21 protein-coding genes are annotated in these 21,085 nt (G+C 71.9%); 13 read left to right on the top strand and 8 right to left on the bottom strand.

The features are described 5' to 3' along the window. Window positions 1–5: 5 nt before the first annotated feature. Both RWE79_RS09315 and RWE79_RS09310 read right to left on the bottom strand, forming a co-directional pair. Entirely contained in the window at window positions 6–704 is a 699-nt protein-coding gene (locus tag RWE79_RS09315; RefSeq protein ID WP_475939548.1) for a hypothetical protein, read from the bottom strand. A 105-nt stretch (window positions 705–809) separates the two neighbouring features. After that, the gene (locus RWE79_RS09310; RefSeq protein WP_475939547.1) at window positions 810–1,172 is read right to left on the bottom strand and encodes a DUF952 domain-containing protein; all 363 of its coding nucleotides are present in this window, start codon (window positions 1,170–1,172) and stop codon (window positions 810–812) included. Window positions 1,173–1,300: 128 nt separating this feature from the next. Here RWE79_RS09310 and aroH point away from each other — a divergent pair, with 128 nt between their 5' ends. The 5 genes from aroH (at window position 1,301) to der (ending at window position 5,745) form a co-directional block, all read left to right on the top strand. Beyond that, window positions 1,301–1,663 carry a chorismate mutase gene (gene aroH, locus RWE79_RS09305; RefSeq protein ID WP_475939546.1) on the top strand — a complete coding sequence of 121 codons (363 nt, stop codon included), beginning with the start codon at window positions 1,301–1,303 and terminating at the stop codon, window positions 1,661–1,663. After that, the gene (locus tag RWE79_RS09300; protein WP_475939545.1) at window positions 1,660–2,745 is read left to right on the top strand and encodes a prephenate dehydrogenase; all 1,086 of its coding nucleotides are present in this window, start codon (window positions 1,660–1,662) and stop codon (window positions 2,743–2,745) included. The genes aroH and RWE79_RS09300 overlap by 4 nt, the downstream gene beginning before the upstream one ends. Window positions 2,746–2,881: 136 nt before the next feature. Then, window positions 2,882–3,565: a (d)CMP kinase gene (gene cmk, locus RWE79_RS09295; protein WP_475939544.1), complete on the top strand. Its 684-nt coding sequence runs from the start codon at window positions 2,882–2,884 to the stop codon at window positions 3,563–3,565. Between the two features lie 59 nt (window positions 3,566–3,624). Next, complete coding sequence (locus RWE79_RS09290; RefSeq protein WP_475945706.1) at window positions 3,625–4,221, top strand: lysophospholipid acyltransferase family protein; 597 nt, start codon at window positions 3,625–3,627, stop codon at window positions 4,219–4,221. A 66-nt stretch (window positions 4,222–4,287) separates the two neighbouring features. After that, entirely contained in the window at window positions 4,288–5,745 is a 1,458-nt protein-coding gene (der, locus tag RWE79_RS09285) for a ribosome biogenesis GTPase Der (RefSeq protein ID WP_475939543.1), read from the top strand. A gap of 129 nt (window positions 5,746–5,874) precedes the next feature. Here der and RWE79_RS09280 read toward each other — a convergent pair whose 3' ends face one another. Together RWE79_RS09280 and RWE79_RS09275 are read right to left on the bottom strand one after the other, a co-directional pair. Continuing rightward, window positions 5,875–6,156 carry a hypothetical protein gene (locus tag RWE79_RS09280; protein WP_475939542.1) on the bottom strand — a complete coding sequence of 94 codons (282 nt, stop codon included), beginning with the start codon at window positions 6,154–6,156 and terminating at the stop codon, window positions 5,875–5,877. 144 nt (window positions 6,157–6,300) lie between these two features. Next, window positions 6,301–7,098 (bottom strand): hypothetical protein, encoded by a 798-nt coding sequence (locus RWE79_RS09275; RefSeq protein WP_475945704.1) that lies wholly within the window; start codon window positions 7,096–7,098, stop codon window positions 6,301–6,303. A 529-nt stretch (window positions 7,099–7,627) separates the two neighbouring features. On the opposite strand from RWE79_RS09275, the gene RWE79_RS09270 reads away from it, so the two are divergent. The 4 genes from RWE79_RS09270 to RWE79_RS09255 all read left to right on the top strand — a co-directional run bounded on the left by RWE79_RS09270 (window position 7,628) and on the right by RWE79_RS09255 (window position 11,611). Next, complete coding sequence (locus RWE79_RS09270; RefSeq protein WP_475939541.1) at window positions 7,628–8,251, top strand: LysM peptidoglycan-binding domain-containing protein; 624 nt, start codon at window positions 7,628–7,630, stop codon at window positions 8,249–8,251. A 111-nt stretch (window positions 8,252–8,362) separates the two neighbouring features. Then, window positions 8,363–8,860 carry a transglycosylase family protein gene (locus tag RWE79_RS09265; protein WP_475939540.1) on the top strand — a complete coding sequence of 166 codons (498 nt, stop codon included), beginning with the start codon at window positions 8,363–8,365 and terminating at the stop codon, window positions 8,858–8,860. 305 nt (window positions 8,861–9,165) lie between these two features. Next, on the top strand, window positions 9,166–10,446 hold the full coding sequence (locus tag RWE79_RS09260) for a glycosyltransferase family 4 protein (RefSeq protein WP_475939539.1): 1,281 nt from the start codon (window positions 9,166–9,168) through the stop codon (window positions 10,444–10,446). 196 nt (window positions 10,447–10,642) lie between these two features. Further along, window positions 10,643–11,611 (top strand): pectate lyase family protein, encoded by a 969-nt coding sequence (locus tag RWE79_RS09255; protein WP_475939538.1) that lies wholly within the window; start codon window positions 10,643–10,645, stop codon window positions 11,609–11,611. Between the two features lie 6 nt (window positions 11,612–11,617). Here RWE79_RS09255 and ctaD read toward each other — a convergent pair whose 3' ends face one another. Then, window positions 11,618–13,273 carry an aa3-type cytochrome oxidase subunit I gene (gene ctaD / locus RWE79_RS09250; RefSeq protein WP_475939537.1) on the bottom strand — a complete coding sequence of 552 codons (1,656 nt, stop codon included), beginning with the start codon at window positions 13,271–13,273 and terminating at the stop codon, window positions 11,618–11,620. Between the two features lie 185 nt (window positions 13,274–13,458). Between ctaD and RWE79_RS09245 the strand changes: the two genes are divergently transcribed. Together RWE79_RS09245 and RWE79_RS09240 are read left to right on the top strand one after the other, a co-directional pair. After that, window positions 13,459–14,370, top strand: a complete 912-nt coding sequence (locus RWE79_RS09245) for a bifunctional DNA primase/polymerase (RefSeq protein WP_475939536.1) — start codon at window positions 13,459–13,461, stop codon at window positions 14,368–14,370. A 252-nt stretch (window positions 14,371–14,622) separates the two neighbouring features. Beyond that, the gene (locus tag RWE79_RS09240) at window positions 14,623–14,838 is read left to right on the top strand and encodes an I78 family peptidase inhibitor (protein WP_475939535.1); all 216 of its coding nucleotides are present in this window, start codon (window positions 14,623–14,625) and stop codon (window positions 14,836–14,838) included. A gap of 30 nt (window positions 14,839–14,868) precedes the next feature. On the opposite strand, the gene RWE79_RS09235 is transcribed toward RWE79_RS09240, so the two are convergent. Next, entirely contained in the window at window positions 14,869–15,831 is a 963-nt protein-coding gene (locus tag RWE79_RS09235) for a phosphatase PAP2 family protein (protein ID WP_475939534.1), read from the bottom strand. Between the two features lie 233 nt (window positions 15,832–16,064). Then, window positions 16,065–17,147, bottom strand: coding sequence for a hypothetical protein (locus RWE79_RS09230; RefSeq protein ID WP_475945702.1), 1,083 nt, complete (start codon window positions 17,145–17,147; stop codon window positions 16,065–16,067). Between the two features lie 442 nt (window positions 17,148–17,589). On the opposite strand from RWE79_RS09230, the gene RWE79_RS09225 reads away from it, so the two are divergent. Together RWE79_RS09225 and RWE79_RS09220 are read left to right on the top strand one after the other, a co-directional pair. Further along, a complete protein-coding gene (locus tag RWE79_RS09225; RefSeq protein WP_475939533.1) occupies window positions 17,590–19,275 on the top strand; it encodes an MFS transporter in 1,686 nt (561 codons plus the stop codon). Between the two features lie 9 nt (window positions 19,276–19,284). Beyond that, on the top strand, window positions 19,285–20,457 hold the full coding sequence (locus tag RWE79_RS09220) for an acyl-CoA dehydrogenase family protein (RefSeq protein WP_475939532.1): 1,173 nt from the start codon (window positions 19,285–19,287) through the stop codon (window positions 20,455–20,457). 49 nt (window positions 20,458–20,506) lie between these two features. Here RWE79_RS09220 and RWE79_RS09215 read toward each other — a convergent pair whose 3' ends face one another. Continuing rightward, window positions 20,507–20,950: a cell division protein SepF gene (locus RWE79_RS09215; RefSeq protein ID WP_475939531.1), complete on the bottom strand. Its 444-nt coding sequence runs from the start codon at window positions 20,948–20,950 to the stop codon at window positions 20,507–20,509. Between the last annotated feature and the right edge of the window lie 135 nt (window positions 20,951–21,085).

Here is a 21,085-nt window from a genome sequence, read left to right as displayed (position 1 = left end):
GGCGGTCAGGGGACGACGGGCTTGGCGGTGAGCCGGGTGCCGTCGACGGTCACGGCGCCGGTCTCCGGGTCGATGGACGGCGCGGCGGACGGCGTGCCGTCGCGGTTGACGACGCCGACCTGCGCGCCGTCCCGGAGCACGATCCAGCCGCCGACGACGCGGGCGCCCCGCACCCGCCCGGTCGCCCGGTACAGCCCGGACGGTTTGACCGCCCGGGCGGCGCTGAACCGCCAGTCGCGGCCGGTGAGTTCGACGGTGCCGGTGACATGGCTGCGGCTGCCGGTGCCGGACACGGTGCCGTCCAGCCGCGCGCCGTTCGCGCCGGTGAGCCGCATACCGCCGTCGGCCGCCACGTCACCGCGCAGCCAGGCCTCCTTGGTGCGGCCGTCGCAGACGTAGGCGACCGCCCTGCCCCTGCTCAGGGTGATGGCCACGCTCGCGGTGCGGTCGGCGGTGCGGCCCGCGTAGTCCGCGTCGGGCGGCGCGGCCGGTGACGCCGGGTTCGTCGCCTTCCCCGTCGGTGACGGCGAAGGCGACGAGGAACCCGAGGGCGCGGCGGAAGCCGACGGCGCGGCGGAGACGGGAGACGGCGGGGCGCCGCCGTACGACGAGGTGCCCGAGCCCGTGGTGGCGTTGAGCGACAGCATCACCAGGGCGAGGGCCAGCCCGGCGAGAAGGGTGTGGAGCGGTCCGGATCGCGTCATGTGCGGTCCTCCCCCGAGGCGGCATCAGGCCACCACCATGGAAGCGGATCGCGAATGCCGCGTCCAGGGGCGCAACGTCACAGAAACGGCGCTTCGGACCGGCGCTCAGGACCACAGGGCCAGTGACCGGGCCTCTCCGTCCGCGTCACGGCGGACCTCCATCATCCCGGCCACCGCGCCGCGGTTGACGCGCCCGTACACGTGCGGGAAGCGGGTGCCCGGCGGGGCGCCGGCCGGCGGCGCCGGGTCGGGGTCCTCCCAGACGACCTCGGCGTCCAGCAGCCGCTCGTCGATGAGCAGCGCCATCAGCGGGCCGGCGGTGTCGCGGTAGAAGGCGTTGGCGACCGCCAGGGTGGTCGCCTCGTCCGGCGAACAGTGCACAAAGCCCTCCCGCGCCAGCGACGCGGGGGCGTACGGGCGCTCCGGGTCGCGCAGCCAGTCGTCCAGCGGCACCAGATGGAAGATCATGCACATGTTGTACCGGTTCCGCCGGGCCCGGACCCCGCGCGTCTCGCAGGGCGGTCGGCCCGGCCGCGTACCGTCGCCCCACGACTACGCTGATCCGGTACGCACACCAGGGACACAAGGAGCATGACGTGGCGGTACGAGCGGTCCGCGGAGCCGTCCAGCTGGAGCGGGACGAGGCCGGGCACATGCACGAGCAGGTCGCCGAGCTGCTCACCGCCATCCTGGAGCGCAACGCCTTCGCGGTGGACGACCTCATCAGTGTGATCTTCACGGCCACCCCCGACCTGCACAGCGACTTCCCGGCGGTCGCCGCGCGCAAGCTCGGCATCACCGACGTGCCGCTGGTCTGCGCGCAGGAGCTCGACATCGCCGGCGCGATGCCCCGCGTCGTGCGCATACTCGCCCATGTCGAGACCGGACTGGGCAAGGGCGAGGTCTCCCACGTCTACCTCGGTGCCGCGGGCGCCCTGCGCAAGGACATCGCCCAGTGAGAACCGCCATCGTCATCGGCACCGGCCTCATCGGCACCTCCGCCGCGCTCGCGCTCGCCGCGCGCGGCGTCGGGGTGCACCTGGAGGACCACGACCGCACCGCCGCGCGCACCGCCGCCGCCCTCGGCGCCGGCACGGACGAGGCCCCGGCCGGGCAGGTCGACCTGGCCCTCGTCGCGGTGCCGCCCGCGCACGTCGCCACCACGCTGTTCGCCGCCCAGCGGCGCGGACTGGCCCGCGGCTACCTCGACGTCGCCTCCGTCAAGGGCGGCCCGCGCCGCGACATGGAGGCCCTCGGGGTCGACCTGCGCTCGTACATCGGTACCCACCCGATGTCCGGCCGCGAGCGTTCCGGCCCGCTGGCCGCCACCGCCGACCTCTTCGAGGGCCGCCCCTGGGTCCTCACCCCCACGCCGGAGACCGACACCGAGGTCCTCAACCTCGCCCTGGAGCTCGTCGCCCTCTGCCGGGCCGTACCCGTCGTCATGGACGCCGACGCCCACGACCGGGCCGTCGCCCTGGTCTCGCACACCCCGCACCTGGTCTCCAGCATGGTCGCCGCCCGTCTCCAGCACGCCGAGGACACCGCCGTACGGCTGTGCGGCCAGGGCATCCGTGACGTCACCCGGATCGCCGCCTCCGAGCCCGGTATGTGGATCGACATCCTCTCCGCCAACCCCGGTCCCGTCGCCGACGTGCTCGCCGACATCGCCGGCGACCTCACCGAGACCGTCCAGGCACTGCGCGCCCTCCAGTCCGCCGACGAGGCCAAGCGCCACGAGGGCGCCACCGGCATCGAGGACCTCCTCCGCCGCGGCAACGCCGGCCAGGCCAAGGTCCCCGGCAAGCACGGCTCCGCCCCCAAGTCCTACGAGGTCGTCGCCGTCCTCATCGGTGACCAGCCCGGTGAGCTGGCGCGGGTCTTCGCCGACGCGGGACGGGCGGGGGTCAATATCGAGGATGTGCGCATAGAGCACTCCACCGGACAGCAGGCGGGTCTGGTGCAGCTGATGGTGGAGCCGTCGGCGGCGCCGGTGCTGGCGGCGGCGCTGCGGGAGCGGGGCTGGTCGCTGCGGGTGTGATCCCGCACGCCGCTGCCGCCCCGCAGCGGGGCCGGGGCTGTCCGTGGTACAGGCCCCAGCGGGGGGCCGGTAACCTTGAGGGACGGCGTACACGATATGGCCGTCTTCCACCGTGCACCAGAAAGGTCCCCCGACTGTGTCGAATCCGGTGATCGTCGCGATCGACGGCCCCTCGGGCACTGGCAAGTCCAGCACTTCGAAGGCGGTCGCGGCCAAGCTCGGCCTGAGCTATCTGGACACCGGGGCCCAGTTCCGGGCGATCACCTGGTGGATGCTGAACAACGGCATAGACGTCCACGACGCGGTCGCGGTGGCGGACGCCGCCGGGAAGCCGGTGATCGAGTCGGGGAGCGACCCGCTGGCGCCGACCATCACCGTGGACGGGATGGACGCGTCCGCGCCGATCCGTACCCAGGAGGTCACGGCGGCGGTGAGCGCGGTCAGCGCGGTGCCGGAGGTGCGGGCCCGGCTGCTGGAGCTCCAGCGCGAGACGGCGGTGAAGGCGGCCGGCGGCATCGTCGTCGAGGGCCGCGACATCGGTACCACGGTGCTGCCCGACGCGACGGTGAAGATCTTCCTGACCGCCTCGGCCGCCGCGCGCGCCGCGCGCCGCGCCGGGGAGCTCAAGGCCACCGAGGCGGCCGACCTGGCCGCGACGCAGGCGGCACTGGTCAAGCGGGACGCCGCGGACTCCGGGCGCAAGACATCGCCGCTGGCCAAGGCGGCGGACGCGGTGGAGGTCGACACCAGCGACCTCACCCTGGACCAGGTCATCGAGTGCGTGGTCACGCTCATCGAGGAGAAGCGGGACGCCGCGTGACTCCACAAACCCCAGGACACCGGGGCGCGGCGGTCGGCCGCCGGATCGGGATCGGGCTGATGAACGGCCTGTGGCGGCCCCGCGTGCTGGGCGCCTGGCGGGTGCCGGCCTCGGGGCCGGTGATCCTGGCCGGCAATCACTCGCACAACGTCGACGGTCCGATGATCATCGGCACCTCGCCGCGTCCGGTGCACTTCCTGGTCAAGAAGGAAGCCTTCGTCGGACCGCTCGACCCGTTTCTGCGCGCGGTCGGCCATGTCGCGGTCGACCGCGCGAGCGCCGACCGTACGGCCATCACCGCCGCGCTCGGCCTGCTGGAGCGCGGCGGGGTGCTCGGGATCTTCCCCGAGGGCACCCGAGGCGACGGCGACTTCGCCGAGCTGAGGGCCGGTCTGGCCTACTTCGCGGTGCGCTCGGGCGCGCCCGTCGTACCGGTCGCGGTGCTGGGCAGCGCCCGCTCCGGCCGGATGGTCCCCGCGCTGCCGCCGCTGCGCAGCCGGATCGACGTGGTCTTCGGTGACCCCTTCGACGCCGGCGACGGCAGCGGCCGGCGCACCCGTACGGCGATGGACGCCGCGACGGTCCGCATCCAGGAGCGCCTGACGGCGCACCTGAAGTACGCGAGGCGTGCCACGGGGCACGCACCGCGTCCCTGAACCACACCGGGGTCTGAGCAGACGCGCAGGACCCGGACTGACAACGATCGACGGAGAAGACGCTTCATGGACATCGAGAACCAGCACGGCGAGGTCGGCGCGCTCGGCGACGCCGAATACGCCGAGTTCATGGAGCTCGCCGCCGAGGAGGGCTTCGACCTCGACGAGGTCGCCGGTGACCTGGCGGCGGCCGGCCACGGCCCGCTGCCGGTGCTCGCGGTGGTCGGCCGGCCCAATGTCGGCAAGTCGACCCTGGTGAACCGGATCATCGGCCGCCGCGAGGCGGTCGTCGAGGACAAGCCCGGTGTGACGCGGGACCGGGTGACGTACGAGGCCACCTGGAACGGCCGCCGCTTCAAGCTCGTCGACACCGGCGGCTGGGAGCAGGACGTGCTCGGCATCGACGCGTCCGTCGCCGCGCAGGCGGAGTTCGCGATCGACGCCGCCGACGCGGTGGTCTTCGTCGTGGACTCCACGGTCGGCGCGACCGACACCGACGAGGCCGTCGTCAAGCTGCTGCGCCGGGCCGGCAAGCCCGTCGTCCTGGCCGCCAACAAGGTCGACGGCCCCTCCGGCGAGGCGGACGCCACCGCGCTGTGGAACCTGGGCCTGGGTGAGCCGTACCCGGTCTCCTCGCTGCACGGCCGCGGCACCGGCGACCTGCTGGACGCCATCCTCGAAGCCCTCCCCGAGGCACCCGCCCAGACCTTCGGCGTCGCCCTGGGCGGCCCGCGCCGGGTCGCGCTGATCGGCCGGCCCAACGTCGGCAAGTCCTCGCTGCTGAACAAGGTCGCGGGGGAGGAGCGGGTCGTCGTCAACGAGGTGGCCGGCACCACCCGCGACCCGGTCGACGAGCTGATCGAGCTCGGCGGCAAGACCTGGAAGTTCGTGGACACCGCCGGCATCCGCCGTCGCGTCCACCTGCAGGAGGGCGCCGACTACTACGCCTCGCTGCGCACCGCCGCGGCGGTCGAGAAGGCCGAGGTCGCGGTCGTCCTGATCGACGGCAGCGAGTCCATCAGCGTGCAGGACCTGCGGATCATCACGATGGCGGTCGAGGCCGGACGCGCGCTCGTCATCGCGTACAACAAGTGGGACCAGCTCGACGAGGAGCGCCGCTACTACCTCGAACGCGAGATCGAGCAGGAGCTGGTGCAGGTCCAGTGGGCGCCCCGGGTGAACGTCTCGGCGCTCACCGGCCGCCACATGGAGAAGCTCGTCCCGGCCATCGAGGCGGCCCTGGAGGGCTGGGAGACCCGCGTCCCCACCGGCCGCCTCAACGCGTTCCTCGGTGAGATCGTCGCCGCCCACCCCCACCCGGTCCGCGGCGGCAAGCAGCCCCGCATCCTGTTCGGAACCCAGGCCGGTACCAAGCCCCCGCGTTTCGTCCTCTTCGCCTCCGGCTTCCTGGAGGCGGGCTACCGCCGCTTCATCGAGCGCCGGCTGCGTGAGGAGTTCGGCTTCGAGGGGACGCCGGTGCAGGTCTCGGTGCGCGTGCGGGAGAAGCGCGGGCGCAAGAAGTAGGGCCTGCGGCCCTCTTCGTGCGGGGGCGGGGCCGCCCGGCTTCGTGGGGTGCGGGGGTCGCTCCCCGCGATGTCGCGGTATCCGGCGCCGGCGGCAGCGCGGGCGCGAGAAGCAGGGCGGCTTCCGCCGTTACTGGCCGTGCTGGCGGTTGTCCGTCGTGCCCGGGGGGAGCGCGGCGGGCAGCGTGCCGCGGTGGCGGCCGGCGGCGCGATGGAGGGGCTCGAAGCCGTTGAAGCGGAGCGATTCCTCACCGGTGCGGTCGCCGGGCAGGCTGCGGAAGAGACGGCGGTACTCGGCGTAGAGAGCGTCGTAGATCGGCGTGCCCGAGCCTCCCGGGGTGTCCTGCGACGCGGCGCGCATGGCGGGGATCTGGCTGCGGAACTGGGCTCGGGAGGCGTCAAAGGTGTGCACGTCTGTGCCAACGAGCGACGGTTCGTCCTGGATGCGGGGCGTGAGGCCGAATCACCCCCGCGGCTCGCGCACGACGAGGGCGCGTACGGAAATCCGTACGCGCCCCGTCGGCTGACGGCAGGTCAGGCGAGGGTCAGGCGCAGATCAGGTGCCGGAGAGCGGCATGGTCGCGCCGACCAGGAGGCCGCGCTCGGCGGCGCGGACGAGGGCTGCCTGGAGCAGGTCCTCGCGGGGCTGCTGGCCGATGGAGCCGGCCGGGGCCGCGTAGACGTACACCTCGTTGGACTTGTTGACGGCGGCGCGCCAGCCGTCGCTGACCGCCAGCGGCTGGTGGGCCTGCCACCAGGCGCCGACCGCGCCGGGCTGGAGGATGGCGTGCAGCTGCCCCATGGCCAGCAGGACGGACCAGCCGGGCAGCGGGGAGGGCGGCATGACCAGGTCGCGGACCGGCAGGAAGCCCTGCTCCATCAGGATGGGCAGGAACTCGTCGGAGTCGCCGTCCTGGCCGGGGCGGGCGATCGGTCCGGTGGGCTCGATCACCAGGGTGGGGCAGATCGCGTCCTTGACCAGGACGAGCCCGCAGGTGATGCCGAGCACCGCCTGCCGCGGCTGGGTGTCGGCCTGCGCCGCCGCTGCCGCGGCTTCGGCCTCGGCGGCGGAGCCGGGGCCCGTGCCGTCGCCCTCGATGCTGTGCACCGCGCCCTGGAGCTGCTGCTCGGGCACCGGCACGACCTGTGAGGGGATGCAGGTGGCATGGGCGAAGGCGAGGACGGCGGTCTCCTCGCCGACGAACAGCACGGTGCTGGTGCGTTCCCTGGAGCTGTCGCCCGGGGTGCGGCAGGAGGTGCAGTCGTATGTGCCCGGCGCGCTGTCGCCGGCCAGCAGACGCGCGGCCTCCTGTTCACCGATCTCGGCGCGTACGTCGTCGCTGACATCGAGCATGGCCGGCACGAGGGCCTCCTTGACTGTGCGGGCTCTTCGCCGGGCTGTGCCCGGCACATAGTGACAACGGAGGATCTGTGGTGGGAGTCACGCCTTTCTCCGATCCCGGAACACATGTCGGATGCACACGGTGAGTTCAGAACCGGAATTGGTTACTCCATGTCAACTACGGCCCATGGGTGGGCCGGTGTGGATATGAGCTGAATCACAGCCCGCATATGAGGTGTATTGATGTAATGCGATATCAGGCGACAAATAGGGTGTCCGGAATTGGCCTTTACTCCGAGTAACCATCAACTGGCCTGCACGGCAAGGCACTTGGTTGCTTCCGCAGCCCGTACTGCCTAGATTCCTCCGCCGTGTGCAAGGAGCACCGCCCGGGAGGGCTCGTACGGAGGGTGACCATGAAGTGTTACGGCACCACTCGCCGGCGAGCGACCGGACCGCGTGCCAACGGCGTCCGATACGCCGGGCAGGCGGTCCAGCAGCAACAGCAGGGGGACTTCCCGGGTCCGTGGAGAGGGAATCCATGGCCGTCACAGCCAAGTACCGGAACACCGCAGTACTCGTCGGCATCACCGCCGGCCTGACCCCACTGGCCCTCATGGCCACGGCGGGACAGGCATCGGCCGCCGACAGCGGAGTGTGGGACCGCATCGCGAGCTGCGAAAGCGGCGGGAACTGGCAGATCAACACAGGCAACGGGTACTACGGCGGACTGCAGTTCTCCGCAGGCACCTGGCGGGCGTACGGCGGCACCGCCTACGCGGCGACCGCCGACCGGGCCAGCAGGACCCAGCAGATCGCCGTCGCGACGAAGGTGCAGAGTGCCCAGGGCTGGGGGGCCTGGCCGACCTGCTCCGTGAAGGCGGGCGCGTACGGCACCGCGGCGCCGGCCGCCGGAGCCGAGAACCGGACACGGGCGACAGTGCCGAAGTCCACCACCAACGGCAGCGGGCGCGGCACGCACACCGCGCGCGGCCAGAGCCGCGCGACGACGCACGGCGGTCACTACACGGTGGCCTCCGGCGACACCCTCAGCGGTATCGCCGCCGCCCACGGCACCACCTGGAAGAAGCTCTACGCCGTCAACAGGGCCGTGATCGGCGCCGATCCGAACCTGATCGTGCCGGGGCAGTCGCTGGCACTGTGACATCGCGGGGTCCCGTCCGGCCGGTGCGGCGTGCTCCGACCGGGTGGGACCCCGTCCGCGGCGGGCGCGGCGGCCGGGCCGTCCGCCGCGCCGTGCCTAGCGTCGTGGCCCATGATCCAGTGGCGTTCACCGAGTTCGCGCCTGCGGCGCCTCGGCGCGGCGATCCTCGGCGCCGTCCTGATCGCGTGCGCCGCCCCGGCCGCTCCGGCCGCCGCCGCCGACCACGCGCCCGTCTGGGACGACGTCGCCAGCTGTGAGAGCGGCGGCGTCTGGGACACCAACACGGGCAACGGCTTCTACGGCGGGCTCCAGATCCAGCAGTCCACCTGGACCGAGCACGAAGGCCTCGGCTACGCCCAGCGGCCCGATCTCGCCTCGCGCGACGACCAGATCACCGTGGCCGAGAACATTGTCGGCGACCAGGGCTGGGAGGCGTGGCCCGAGTGCTCCCGCCGGCTCGGGCTCTCCGGGCGCCGGTGCACCGTACGGCCCGGCGAGACATGGGAGTCGATCGCGGACCGCCTTGAGGTGCCCGGCGGGGCGGAGGAACTGCGACGCCTCAACCCCGGTGCGGTGATCGTCCCCGGGACGCTGCTCCGTCTGCCGTGAGCGCATGTCGTCGGCCGCCGCGCGGTTGCGGCCGACTCCGCCCGCCGCTGCGGGAGTTCTCCGGCGACGGCCCGGCCCGGCAGGGTTCCGGCCCGCCTCACCCGTGGGGGTGACCTCGGGAACAACTGTTTAGTCGTGCCCCAACTCCCTTACCGGCCATAAGGTTCCCGGCCTGGACTATCGATGCGATCACAGCTCTGACACAGGCCTGTGATGGAGGACAACCCGGGCCGGGGGGTGCGGGTCTTGCCACTGGTAAGGCGGACGCCGGGTCCGCGGGAACTGCGGGAAGCGACGGGCCACGCATGCGCATAGCGTTTCTGATCCACAACGCCTACGGATACGGCGGCACGATCCGCACCACCTTCCACCTGGCCGCGGCCCTGGTGGAGCAGGAGCACGAGGTCGAGATCATCTCCGTCTTCCGGCACCGCGAGCGCGCGTTGTTCGAGCATGATCCGCGCATCCGGCTCCGACATCTCGTCGACCTGCGCCGCAAGAGCCCCTCGTACGAGGGCGACCACCCGCTCACCCGGCTGCCGGCCGCGGTCTTCCCGGCCGGCGACCACCGCTACGGCCAGTACAACCGGCTCACCGACGAGCGGATCGGGAACTGTCTGGCCGGGCTGGACGCCGATGTCGTGGTCGGCACCCGGCCGGGGCTCAACGCGCACATCGCCCGGCAGGCGCCGCGCGGCCTGGTGCGGGTGGCGCAGGAGCACCTCACCCTGGACTCCCACCCCACCCGGCTCACCCTTGTGCTGCGCCGCCTCTACCCCCGGCTCGACGCGGTGACCACGACCACCGAAGCCGACGCCGAGGCCTACCGCCGCCGGCTGCGGCTGCCCGGGGTGCGGGTGCTGGCGGTGCCCAACGGGGTGCCGGACACCGGCATCGCGCCCTCCGCCCTGACGGGCCGGTATGTCGTCGCCGCCGGGCGGCTGGTGCCCGTCAAGCGGTACCACGACCTCATCCGGGCCTTCGCCAAGGTCGCCGCCGAGCGTCCGGACTGGGGACTGCGGATCTACGGCGGGGGTGAGCAGCGGGATCGGCTCGCCGCGCTCATCGAGGAGTTGCGGCTCGGGGAGCAGGTGCGGCTGATGGGCCGGGTCATGCCCATCGAGGCCGAACTGGCCAAGGGCTCGGTGCTGGCCGTCTCCTCCGGCATGGAGTCCTTCGGCATGACCATCGTGGAGGCCATGCGGGTCGGACTGCCCGTCGTCAGTACGGACTGTCCGCTGGGGCCGGGCGAGATCATCGACCACGGCACCGACGGCCTGCTCGTACCGCCGCGTGACACCGACGCCATGGCCGCCGCCCTGCTGGAGCTGATCAACGACGACGAGCGCCGCCGCGCGATGGGTGCCGCCGCCCTGCGCAAGGCGCGGCGGTACGACCCCGAGCGCACGGCCGCCGCCCATGCCGCCCTGTTCGCCGAACTCCTCGCGGCCCGTGGCGGTCCGGGCGCCGGCCTGCGCGGCCTCGGGCGCACCGCCGGAGGGTACGCGCTGGGGGCGGCGTACGCGGGCAAGGACGTACTCAAGGCCGTGCTGCGACGGGTCCGCCGGGTGGGCCGAAAGCGCTGAGACTCTGGTGCCGCACGGGCGTTGACGGCCCAGCAAGCGCTTGCTAGCTTGAAGTCGATGTGATGGCCATCACTGCGCAGTGAGCCGCTCCAGCCCGCCCTCAATGGCGGGACAACATCAGTAAACGCTTTCATGTGCTGACGTGCCGCCCCCACGGCAGCCCCCACATCACCTCTGGACGAGAGGTCCCAGCATCATGAAGCAGCAGCACTTCACCCCTGCCCTGACGGCGCTCGCGCTCGCCGTAGCCACGGCGCTGACCGTGACCGGCACCGGCCCCGCGCACGCGGCCTCGTACGAGTCCTCGCCCGTCGGCTACGGCGCCGGCACCACCGGCGGGGGCTCGGCCTCGTCGACGACCGTCAGTTCGCTGTCCGCGTTCACCTCCGCGGTCAGCGGCGACACGGCCAAGGTCGTCAAGGTCTCCGGCCTGATCTCCCTGTCGGGCCAGGTCGACATCGGCTCCAACACCACGGTGATCGGCGTCGGTTCCGGCTCCGGTCTCACCGGCGGCGGGGTGCGCGTGAAGAACGAGAGCAACGTCATCATCCGCAACCTGGTGTTCAGCAAGCCGGTGGGCACGGACTCCATCACCATCCAGAAGTCCACCTACGTCTGGGTCGACCACAACGACCTGTCGTCCGACCGGACCCACGGCAAGGACTACTACGACGGGCTGCTGGACATCACCCACGCCGCCGACTACGTCAGCGTCTCGTGGAACAAGTTCCACGACCACTACAAGGTCAGCCTTGTCGGCCACTCGGACTCCAACTCCTCCGAGGACACCGGCCACCTGCGGGTGACGTACAGCCACAACTGGTTCTACGACGTGAACTCCCGGCTGCCGAGCATCCGTTTCGGCAAGGCACACATCCTGAACAACTACTTCCAGAACGTGGGCGACAGCGGCATCCACTCCCGGATGGGCGCCGAGGTCTACGTCGAGCGGAACGTCTTCACCAGCGTCCCCGACGCCATCACCACCACCGGTGACAGCGACGTGGACGGCTATGCGAACCAGCTCAACAACATCTACGCCAGCTCCACGACGGACATCACCCAGACCTCGTCGTACAAGCCCACCTACAGCTACACCCCGGAGTCCAACTCCACCACGGCCGCCTCGGTGAGCGCGGGCGCGGGCACCGGCAAGGTCGGCTGACGGCCGTCACGACTCCTCGGCCTGCGCCGCCACCGCGGGGTGGTGCAGGTCGAAGGCCGGGGACTCCGAGCGGATCCTCGGCAGCGTCACGAAGTTGTGGCGCGGCGGCGGGCAGGAGGTCGCCCACTCCAGGGAACGTCCGTAGCCCCACGGGTCGTCGGCCGTGACCCGCGGGGCGTACCGGTGGGTCTTCCAGACGTTGTACAGGAAGGGCAGCGTGGAGGCCCCCAGCAGGAAGGAGCCGATGGTGGAGACGGTGTTGAGGGCGGTGAAGCCGTCGGCGGCCAGGTAGTCGGCGTAACGGCGCGGCATGCCCTCCACCCCCAGCCAGTGCTGGACCAGGAACGTGGTGTGGAAGCCCGTGAAGAGGGTCCAGAAGTGGATCCTGCCCAGCCGTTCGTCGAGCATCCGGCCGGTGAACTTGGGCCACCAGAAGTAGAAGCCGGCGAAGGTCGCGAAGACGACGGTGCCGAAGACCACGTAGTGGAAGTGGGCGACGACGAAATAGGTGTCGCTGACGTGGAAATCCAGCGGCGGCGAGGCCAGGATGACGCCGGTCAGCCCCCCGAAGACAAAGCTGACCAGAAAGCCGACCGACCACAGCATCGGGGTCTCGAAGGACAGCGAGCCGTGCAGCATCGTGCCGATCCAGTTGAAGAACTTCACCCCGGTCGGGATGGCGATCAGGAACGACATGAAGGAGAAGAAGGGCAGCAGCACCGCGCCCGTGACGAACATGTGGTGCGCCCAGACCACCACCGACAGCCCGGCGATCGCCATCGTCGCGCCGATCAGGCTGGCGTAGCCGAAGATCGGCTTGCGCGAGAAGACCGGGATGATCTCGGAGATGATGCCGAAGAACGGCAGCGCGATGATGTAGACCTCCGGATGCCCGAAGAACCAGAACAGGTGCTGCCACAGCAGCGCCCCGCCGTTCTGCGGTTCGAAGACCACGGCGCCGAAGCGCCGGTCGGCCTCCAGGCAGAGCAGCGCGGCCGCCAGTACGGGGAAGGCGAAGAGCACCAGGACCGAGGTGAAGAGCACGTTCCAGGTGAAGATCGGCATCCGGAACATGGTCATGCCCGGGGCCCGCATCCCGATGATCGTCGTGATGAAGTTGACCGCGCCCAGGATGGTGCCGAAACCGGCCAGCGCCAGCCCCATGATCCACATGTCGGCGCCGATCCCGGGGGAGTGCCGGGCGCTGTTCAGCGGCGCGTAGGCGAACCAGCCGAAGGACGCCGCGCCCTCCGGGACCAGCAGCCCGCCGACGACGATCAGGCCGCCGAAGAGGAACAGCCAGTACGAGAGCATGTTCAGCCGGGGGAAGGCCACATCCGGTGAGCCGATCTGCAGCGGCATGATCTCGTTGGCGAAGCCCGCGAAGGTCGGGGTCGCGAAGAGCAGCAGCATGATCGTGCCGTGCATGGTGAACAGCTGGTTGAAGGTGTCGTTGGAGACGATCTGCAGCCCAGGCCGCGCCAGTTCGGCCCGCATCAGCAGCGCCATCAGGCCGCCCGCCAGGAAGAACCCGAACGACGTGATCAGGTAGAGATGCCCGATCTTCTTGTGGTCGGTGGTGGTGAGCCAGTCGACGACCAGCCGGCCGGGCCTGCGTGTACGGGCCGGGACGGCGGGTGCCCGGGCGGTGTCGGTTCCCATCCGTTCCGTACCCCTCGCGTCGGTCTCGCAGCTTCTGGGCGGACTCCCCATGATGCGCGCGGCGGCCGATCCGGCGCGAGAGCGCGCGCCGGACAGTCACCGGGCACTTTCGGCCGACGGTTTTCGGCTGGTTCACGCCGGTCGGAACCACTGTGTTCCGAGTCGAACGGACGTACGATAAGGGGGTGGTGCATCCCGACTACACGCACGCACTGCAACACGCGCTGGCGGCCGCGACGCAAGGGCTGGCGGTCTTCCCGCTGGCCCGCTCCAAGCTGCCCGCCATCCGCTCCCCGCACCATGACGACGCCGCACCCACCACGGCGGGGGCGCCCTGCCGCGGCGAGTGCGGCCGGCTCGGGCACGGCGTGTACGACGCCTCGGCCGACCCGGCGCGGGTGCGCGAGCTGTTCGCCGCCGCCCCCTGGGCCCGGGGGTACGGGGTGGCCTGCGGGCGGCCCCCGCACCATCTGATCGGCCTCGACCTGGACCGCAAGAACGCCGCCGACGGGCTGCGCGACCTGACCGTGCTCGCCGCCGCCCACGACTTCACGGTGCCGCTGACCCGTACCGTCATCACCCCCAGCGGCGGCCGTCATCTGTGGCTCGCCGGCCCGGCCGGCCTCGCCGTGCCCAACTCCGTACGCCGCCTGGCCCCCGGCATCGATGTGCGCGGCTCGGGCGGATATCTGGTCGGTCCCGGCTCCCGCACCCGCGCCGGGCGCTACCGGCTGGCCCCCGGCGCCGCCTATCTGCCGCCCGCCCCCGCCCCGGCCGGGCTGCTCCGGCTGCTCGTCCCGCCCCCGGCGCCGCCGGCCCCGGCCGCCCGGCCCCGGATGTCCGCGAGTGCCGTCCGCTCCGCCACGCCGCTGGTCAACTTCGTCCTCGGCTCGGCGGTGGGGGAGCGCAACGAACGCCTCTACTGGGCGGCCTGCCGCGCCTACCAGGCGGGCCACGGCGAGGAGGTCGCGGCCGCCCTGGTGGACGCCGGCGTCCGTATCGGCCTGCCCGAGCGGGAGGTCCGGGCGACCGTGCGCTCGGCCGCGCGCCGGTTCGGTGCCCGGCCCATTCATGCCCGTATATCTGACGGACGATGAGCTGGGGGACCACCGGCGGCGACGTGAGGAAAGTGTGCGGATCGCCGTCCGGGGTGGCCCGGCTGAATTCAGCCAGGGGAATCATGAGTTTCTTGAAAGGGGCTGATGAGAAATGCGTGAGAGGCCGAAAAACGTGCCCCTAACGAGTGAACGGCGTAGACCAAACGCCACCCGGGTTTCTGTGACAGAAGTGTGACGATCCAGCCCGAGTGTGTCTTCCGTCATGCTCGCAATGCGCCTACGGTGGCCCGTATGGCATCCAATGGGAACCCCGGAGAGCAACAGCGGGACGAGCCGGACACCTATGTCGGCCTCGCCGCGCAGGACGCCGAGCGGCGCGCCAGGGGACAGGGCTGGACCGCGGTCCGCTCCCTGCCGCCCGGTGCGATCGTCACCATGGAGTACCGCTCGGGACGGCTCAACTTCACGGTCGCCGACGGCACGGTGACCCGCTGCTGGAAGGGCTGACCGCCACCCGCGGGACGACGGGAGGCGGTGTCAGCCCGCGGTGCTGCGGCCGCGCGCGGGCTGACCCAGCGGGGCCGGCCGGGAGGGCCGCTCGACCGGGGGACGGCGACTGCCGACCGGGGTCACCGGCGTCCGCTCGTGGCGCGCGGTGTGCGGCCGGGCCTGGTGATGGGCCGCGGCGGCCGCCGTACGGCCCGGGTGGACGCCGGCGGCGGCCACCGCCTCGCGGGCCAGGACCGGCACGGGGGTGGGGCGGCTCGTGGCGGAGCGGTACCGCAGGCGCAGCCAGGCGGACCGTACATAGGCCTCGGCCATGGCGATCGCCGGCTCGATCCAGGGCAGTGACAGCAGGACCAGCAGCCCCGCCGCCCAGCCGAGGAGCACATCGCTGACCCAGTGCGTACCGAGGTAGATGGTGGTGAACCCGACGCTCAGCGCGAGCAGCGCGGCGATCACCGAGGCCACCCGGCGGACCACCGCGGTGGTGGCCAGATAGGCCAGAACACCCCAGGTCACGACGGCGTTGGCGGTGTGGCCGGAAGGAAATATATCGCCGCCGGCGAAGAGCTCGGGGGAGCCCACGGTGGTCGCGTAGTGCGGGCCCAGCCGGCCGAGGCCGACCTTGACCGCCCCCACGGTGACGTTCAGCAGCAGCAGTGAGGCGCCCAGCACCAGCATCGGGCGCGGCGTCCGCTGGCGCCAGGAGCGCCAGCCCAGCCAGGCGGCGACCATGACGGCGGTCGGCCCGCGCTGCCCGAGGACGACGAAGTAGTCCAGGAAGTGATGGATCTGCGGCCACTGCTTGTAGGGCCGGAACATCATGACCTGCCAGTCGAGCGTGACCAGCTTTGACGAGGTCAGCACGGCGAACACGATCGTCACGTAGGACACGACGGTCGTGCCGAACAACCAGGCACGCGTCCGGCTCATCCGCAGCGGAACGCGTGCGCTCGGTCGCTCCTCTGCCTCAGCGAGCTTGTCTTCGGTGCGCACTCAATCGACGTTACAGCGTGTGATGGCAAAGTCCGGTCGATCCAGCTGCTTTGTAATGACGATGTGATGTGGGCTGTGTCTCGATCTGTGTCTCGTGGCTCGGATTCGACGGAATGCCGGATGCTCGGATTTCGATTTTCCGCGGGGCGCGTTGAGGTGATCCGCGGACCGTGATCCTTATTCTTTATTGACGTCGCTGTTTATCGGTTATTGGCCCGGACGTTCCGGCGGGTTCACGGAGGACCCGAGCCGAGCAGCCAGAACGCCCCGTAGACCGCCGAGCCCAGCGCCACCGGCACCAGCAGCAGAGCCGTCCGGGCCGGCCGCCAGCGGGCCAGGGCCGCCGCCGCCGGCAGCAGCAGCGGGAAGGCCGGCAGCAGCAGCCGGGGCCTGGAGCCGAAGTAGCCGGAACCCGCCAGCGCCAGCGCCACCACCAGGCCGCCGTACACCAGCAGCGGCAACGGCTGGCGCCGCCGTACGCAGAGCACGCACAGCCAGGCGATCAGTGCCACCGCCGCGCACAGCCCCACCCCGGCCAGGAACACCGGCCCGGTCAGGTTCTTCCACACGAAGCCGGCGAAGGCCGCGCCGCCGTCGAAGCCGTTGCCCCACCCGGCCTGGACGTCCAGATAGCCGGTCGGGCTGCCGGTGCGCACCCCCACCCAGGTCACATAGCCGAGCCAGCCCAGCGGGGCGACCGCCACGCCGAGCAGCAGCCGCGGGTCCCGGCGCCGGGCCACCGCCGCGCCCGCCCACACCGCCGCCACGACGGCCAGCCCCACCGGCCGGGTCAGCCCGGCGGCCGCCGCGAGGGAGCCCGCCCACACCCAGCGCCCGGTCAGCACCGCGTACAGGCTCCAGGCGGCCAGCGCTGTGAACAACGACTCGGTGTACGCCATCGACTGGACGATCCCGACCGGGAGCACCGCCCACAGCGCCGCCAGTACGACGCCGGTCCGGCGGTCGTACAGCAGCGCCCCGATCGCGTACAGCCCCCAGGCCGCGACGAGCGAGGCCACCGCGCCGACGGCGAGCCCGGCGTCCGGCGCGGTGAGCGGGGTGACGGCGGAGATGCCCCGCTCCAGCGCCGGGAGGAGCGGGAAGAACGCCAGGTCGGAGTGGATCCGCCCGTCGGGCAGACGCACGCTGAAGCCGTACGCGCCCTCGGCGACCCGGGTGTACCACAGCGAGTCCCAGCGGGCGGAGAGCAGTTGGTGCGGGCTGCGGCCCTCCGCCGCGCTCCACCCGGCCAGCACGGCCAGACCCAGCAGCCGCACCCCGGCGTAGACCAGCAGGGCGGGGGCGGCGGCGCGCAGGGCCCGCCCCGGGCGGCGGAAGCGGCCCGGCGGGGAGGCGCCGGCGTCGGCGGGGGTGTCGCGACTGCCGGCGGTGTCTGCGGTGTCTGCGGTGTCTGCGGTGTCTGCGGTGTCGGCGGTGCCGACGGTGCCGGCGGTGTCGGCAGGGTCGGCAGGGTCGGGCGTTTCAGGCTTTTCGGGCGCGCCGGGGGGTGCGGCGGAGTCGGCAGCGGCGTCGGCGTCGGCGGCGAATGCGGTCACCGGCCCGATTATCGCCCACGGCCCCGGCCGCCCCGGCGCCGTGACCGGCCCCACACCCGCGGAAGGTGACGCATGCCACTCACCGCCGGCGGAGCTTCGCGTACGCTGTCGACTTCACTCGCCTTCCCGCTGGGCACTTCCGGGACCGTCCCCCACTGCCCCGCCCGGCCGGACCGTGAGCGCACCGCTGGGAGGTACGTACATGACAGGGACGACCTATGCCGGCAACGTGAGGCCGGCGGACGTCCCACGGCAGCACAACCGGCCCGCGAACCGCTGGACCGTTCTCGTCGTCCTCTGTATCAGTCTGCTGCTCGTCGCCCTTGACGCGACGGTGCTGCACGTCGCCGTTCCGGCCGTCACCGAGGACCTGCGCCCCGGCGCGATAGAGCTGCTGTGGATCGTCGACGTCTATCCGCTGGTCGCGGCCTCCCTGCTGATCCTCTTCGGCACCCTCGGCGACCGCGTCGGCCGTCGCCGCATCCTGCTGCTGGGCTACGGGCTGTTCGCCGTCGCCTCCGGGATCGCCGCCTTCGCCCCCGACGCGCACCTGCTCATCGCGGCCCGCGCCCTGCTCGGCGTCGGCGGCGCGATGATCATGCCGGCCACGCTGTCGATCCTGCGCCAGGTCTTCCCCGACCGCCGTGAGCGCGCCGTCGCGATCGGCGTGTGGAGCGCGGTCGCCGCCGTCGGCGCGGCCGTCGGGCCCGTACTCGGCGGCTTCCTCGTCGAGCACTTCTGGTGGGGCTCGGTCTTCCTCATCAACATCCCCGTGCTCGCCGTCATCGTGCCCGTCGCCCGCTGGCTGCTCCCCGAGTCCCGGGGCAGCCGCAACGGCCCCTGGGACGTGCTCGGCGCGATGATGGCCGCCTGCGGGGTGCTCGGCGCGGTCCTGGGCGTCAAGCGGCTCGGCGGCGGTGAGGGGCTCCTGCACGCCGGCACGTTGGCGCCGCTGCTGGTGGGCGTCGCGCTGCTGGTCCTCTTCGTACGGCGGCAACGCAGCCGCGAGTACCCGCTGATCGACATGGCGATGTTCTCCCGCCCTGCCTTCAGCACCTCGGTGGGCTGCATCGTGCTCGCCATGCTCGCGCTGGTCGGCCTGGAACTCATCGCCGTCCAGTACCTGCAACTCGTCCTCGGCCTCAGCCCGCTGGCGACCGGACTGCGGCTGCTGCCGCTGACCTTCGCCGCCATGGCCGCGGGCCTGCTCGGCTCGCGGCTGCTGCACCGCTTCGGCCCCCGCGCCACGGTCAGCTTCGGCTTCGCCCTCACCGCGCCGGCCGTCCTCGGCCTGACCCTGATGGGCCAGCACGACCGGCCCTGGCTGCTCACCACGGGCTTCGTCATGCTGGGCTTCGGCCTGGAGACCACCCTGTTCGGGGCGTACGAGTCCATGCTGAGCGAGGCCCCGGCCGCCCAGGCCGGCGGTGCCGCCGCCATCGGCGAGACCTCGTTCCAGCTCGGCGCCGGCATCGGCATCGCGCTGCTCGGCAGCGTCATGAACGCCACCTACGGGCCCGGCGTCGCCCGCGTGCCCGGCGTCCCGGCGGCCGCCTCCGCCGACGCCGGCAAGTCACTCGGCGAGGCCTACGAGGTCTCCGACCGGCTCGGCGGCTCCGCCGGCGCCGCCCTGCGGCACGCCGCCCGGCACTCGTTCGTGCACGGTCTCCACATCACCCTGCTGGTCAGCACCGGACTGCTGGTGCTGGGCGCGCTGGCCGCGCTGCGGCTGCCCCGGGTGATGGACTGCGGCCCCGTCCAGCCCCCGGCCGCCACCTCCGCCCAGGCCTGCACCTCCGCCCCGGCCGCCACCTCCGCGCAGGCAGCCGCCGCCGACATACCCGCCCAGGTCCCCGTGGGGCTTTACGCGGAGAAGGTGCGCACGTAGCTTCTGGCCATGTCCGCATTTGATCCGCACGATCCGCTCGGCCTCGACGACCTCCTGACCGAGGAGGACCTCGCCGTCCGCGACACCGTACGGCGCTGGGCCGCCGACCGTGTCCTGCCGTATGTCGCCGACTGGTACGAGCGCGGTGAACTCCCCGCCATCCGCGAACTCGCCCGCGAGCTGGGCTCCATCGGTGCCCTCGGGATGTCCCTGACCGGCTACGGCTGCGCCGGCGCGAGCGCCGTGCAGTACGGCCTGGCCTGCCTGGAGCTGGAAGCCGCCGACTCGGGGATCCGGTCGCTGGTCTCCGTACAGGGCTCGCTGGCCATGTACGCCATCCACCGCTTCGGCTCGGAGGAACAGCGCGAGACCTGGCTGCCCCGGATGGCCTCGGGCGAGGTCATCGGCTGCTTCGGGCTGACCGAGCCCGACCACGGCTCCGATCCGTCCGGGATGCGGACGTACGCCAAGCGCGACGGTGACGACTGGGTGCTCAACGGCCGCAAGATGTGGATCACCAACGGCTCCGTGGCCGGCGTCGCCGTCGTCTGGGCGCGCACCGACGACGGTATCCGCGGCTTTGCCGTCCCGACGGACACCCCCGGCTTCTCGGCGCCCGAGATCAAGCACAAGTGGTCTCTGCGGGCCTCGGTGACCAGCGAACTCGTCCTGGACGACGTCCGGCTCCCGGCCGGGGCCGTCCTGCCGGAGGTGACCGGGCTCAAGGGCCCGCTGAGCTGTCTCAGCCACGCCCGGTACGGCATCGTCTGGGGCTCGATGGGCGCCGCCCGCAGCTCCTTCGACGCGGCGCTGGAGTACTCCCGGACCCGCGAGCAGTTCGGCCGGCCGATCGGCGGCTTCCAGCTCACCCAGGCCAAGCTGGCCGACATGGCCGTCGAACTCCACAAGGGTGTGCTGCTCGCCCACCACCTCGGACGCCGTATGGACGCCGGCCGGCTCCGTCCCGAGCAGATCAGCTTCGGCAAGCTCAACAACGTGCGCGAGGCGATCGAGATCTGCCGCACCGCGCGGACGATTCTGGGGGCGAACGGCATCTCGCTGGCGTATCCGGTGATGCGGCACGCCACGAACCTGGAGTCGGTGCTCACCTACGAGGGCACGGTGGAGATGCACCAGCTCGTTCTCGGCAAGGCGCTGACCGGCCTGGACGCCTTCCGCTGACCATCCACCACCGGGCCGGGGGATGCGGGTCCCCGGTCCGGTGGCGGTGTCAGCTCTGGTTGAAGAAGCCGTCGCCGCCGGGCTTGTGGTCGGCGTTGACGACGCTGTAGTCGGAGGGGGTGAGCAGGAAGACCCGGGTGGCCACGCGCTCGATGTCGCCGCGCAGACCGAAGGTCAGACCGGCGGCGAAGTCGACGACGCGCTTGGCGTCGTCGGGTTCCATGCCGGTGAGGTTGACGATGACGGGAACGCCGTCACGGAAGAGCTCACCGATGCCGCGGGCGTCCCGGAAACTGTCCGGGGTGACCGTGGCGATCCGTCGGCCCTGTTCGGTGGCGGACTCGCCCGCCACCCGGATCCGCGGGTCCGTGACCCAGGAATCACTCTGACCGGCGCCCTCGTTGTACTCGGCGTAGTCCTCGTCGTAGTAGTTCTCGCCGCCGTTGTCGTCGACGAGGCCCAGCCAGGCACTCGCCTTTCGAACCGAACCCATTGGACGCCTCCTCTCACCCGCGGTCTGTGCTGTCCGCAACACTATGGTCGTCCATGATGCGGATGTTGCGCCAAGGGGATAGCCCCCGCATCGGGGATTCGTGACAGAGCTGGTGCAGAAAATAGTGCCGGAGAG

The organism is Streptomyces sp. RLA131, assembly GCF_056270125.1.
The sequence above is the reverse complement of the archived record's forward strand: the minus strand, read 5'-3'. Positions and strand labels throughout refer to the sequence as shown.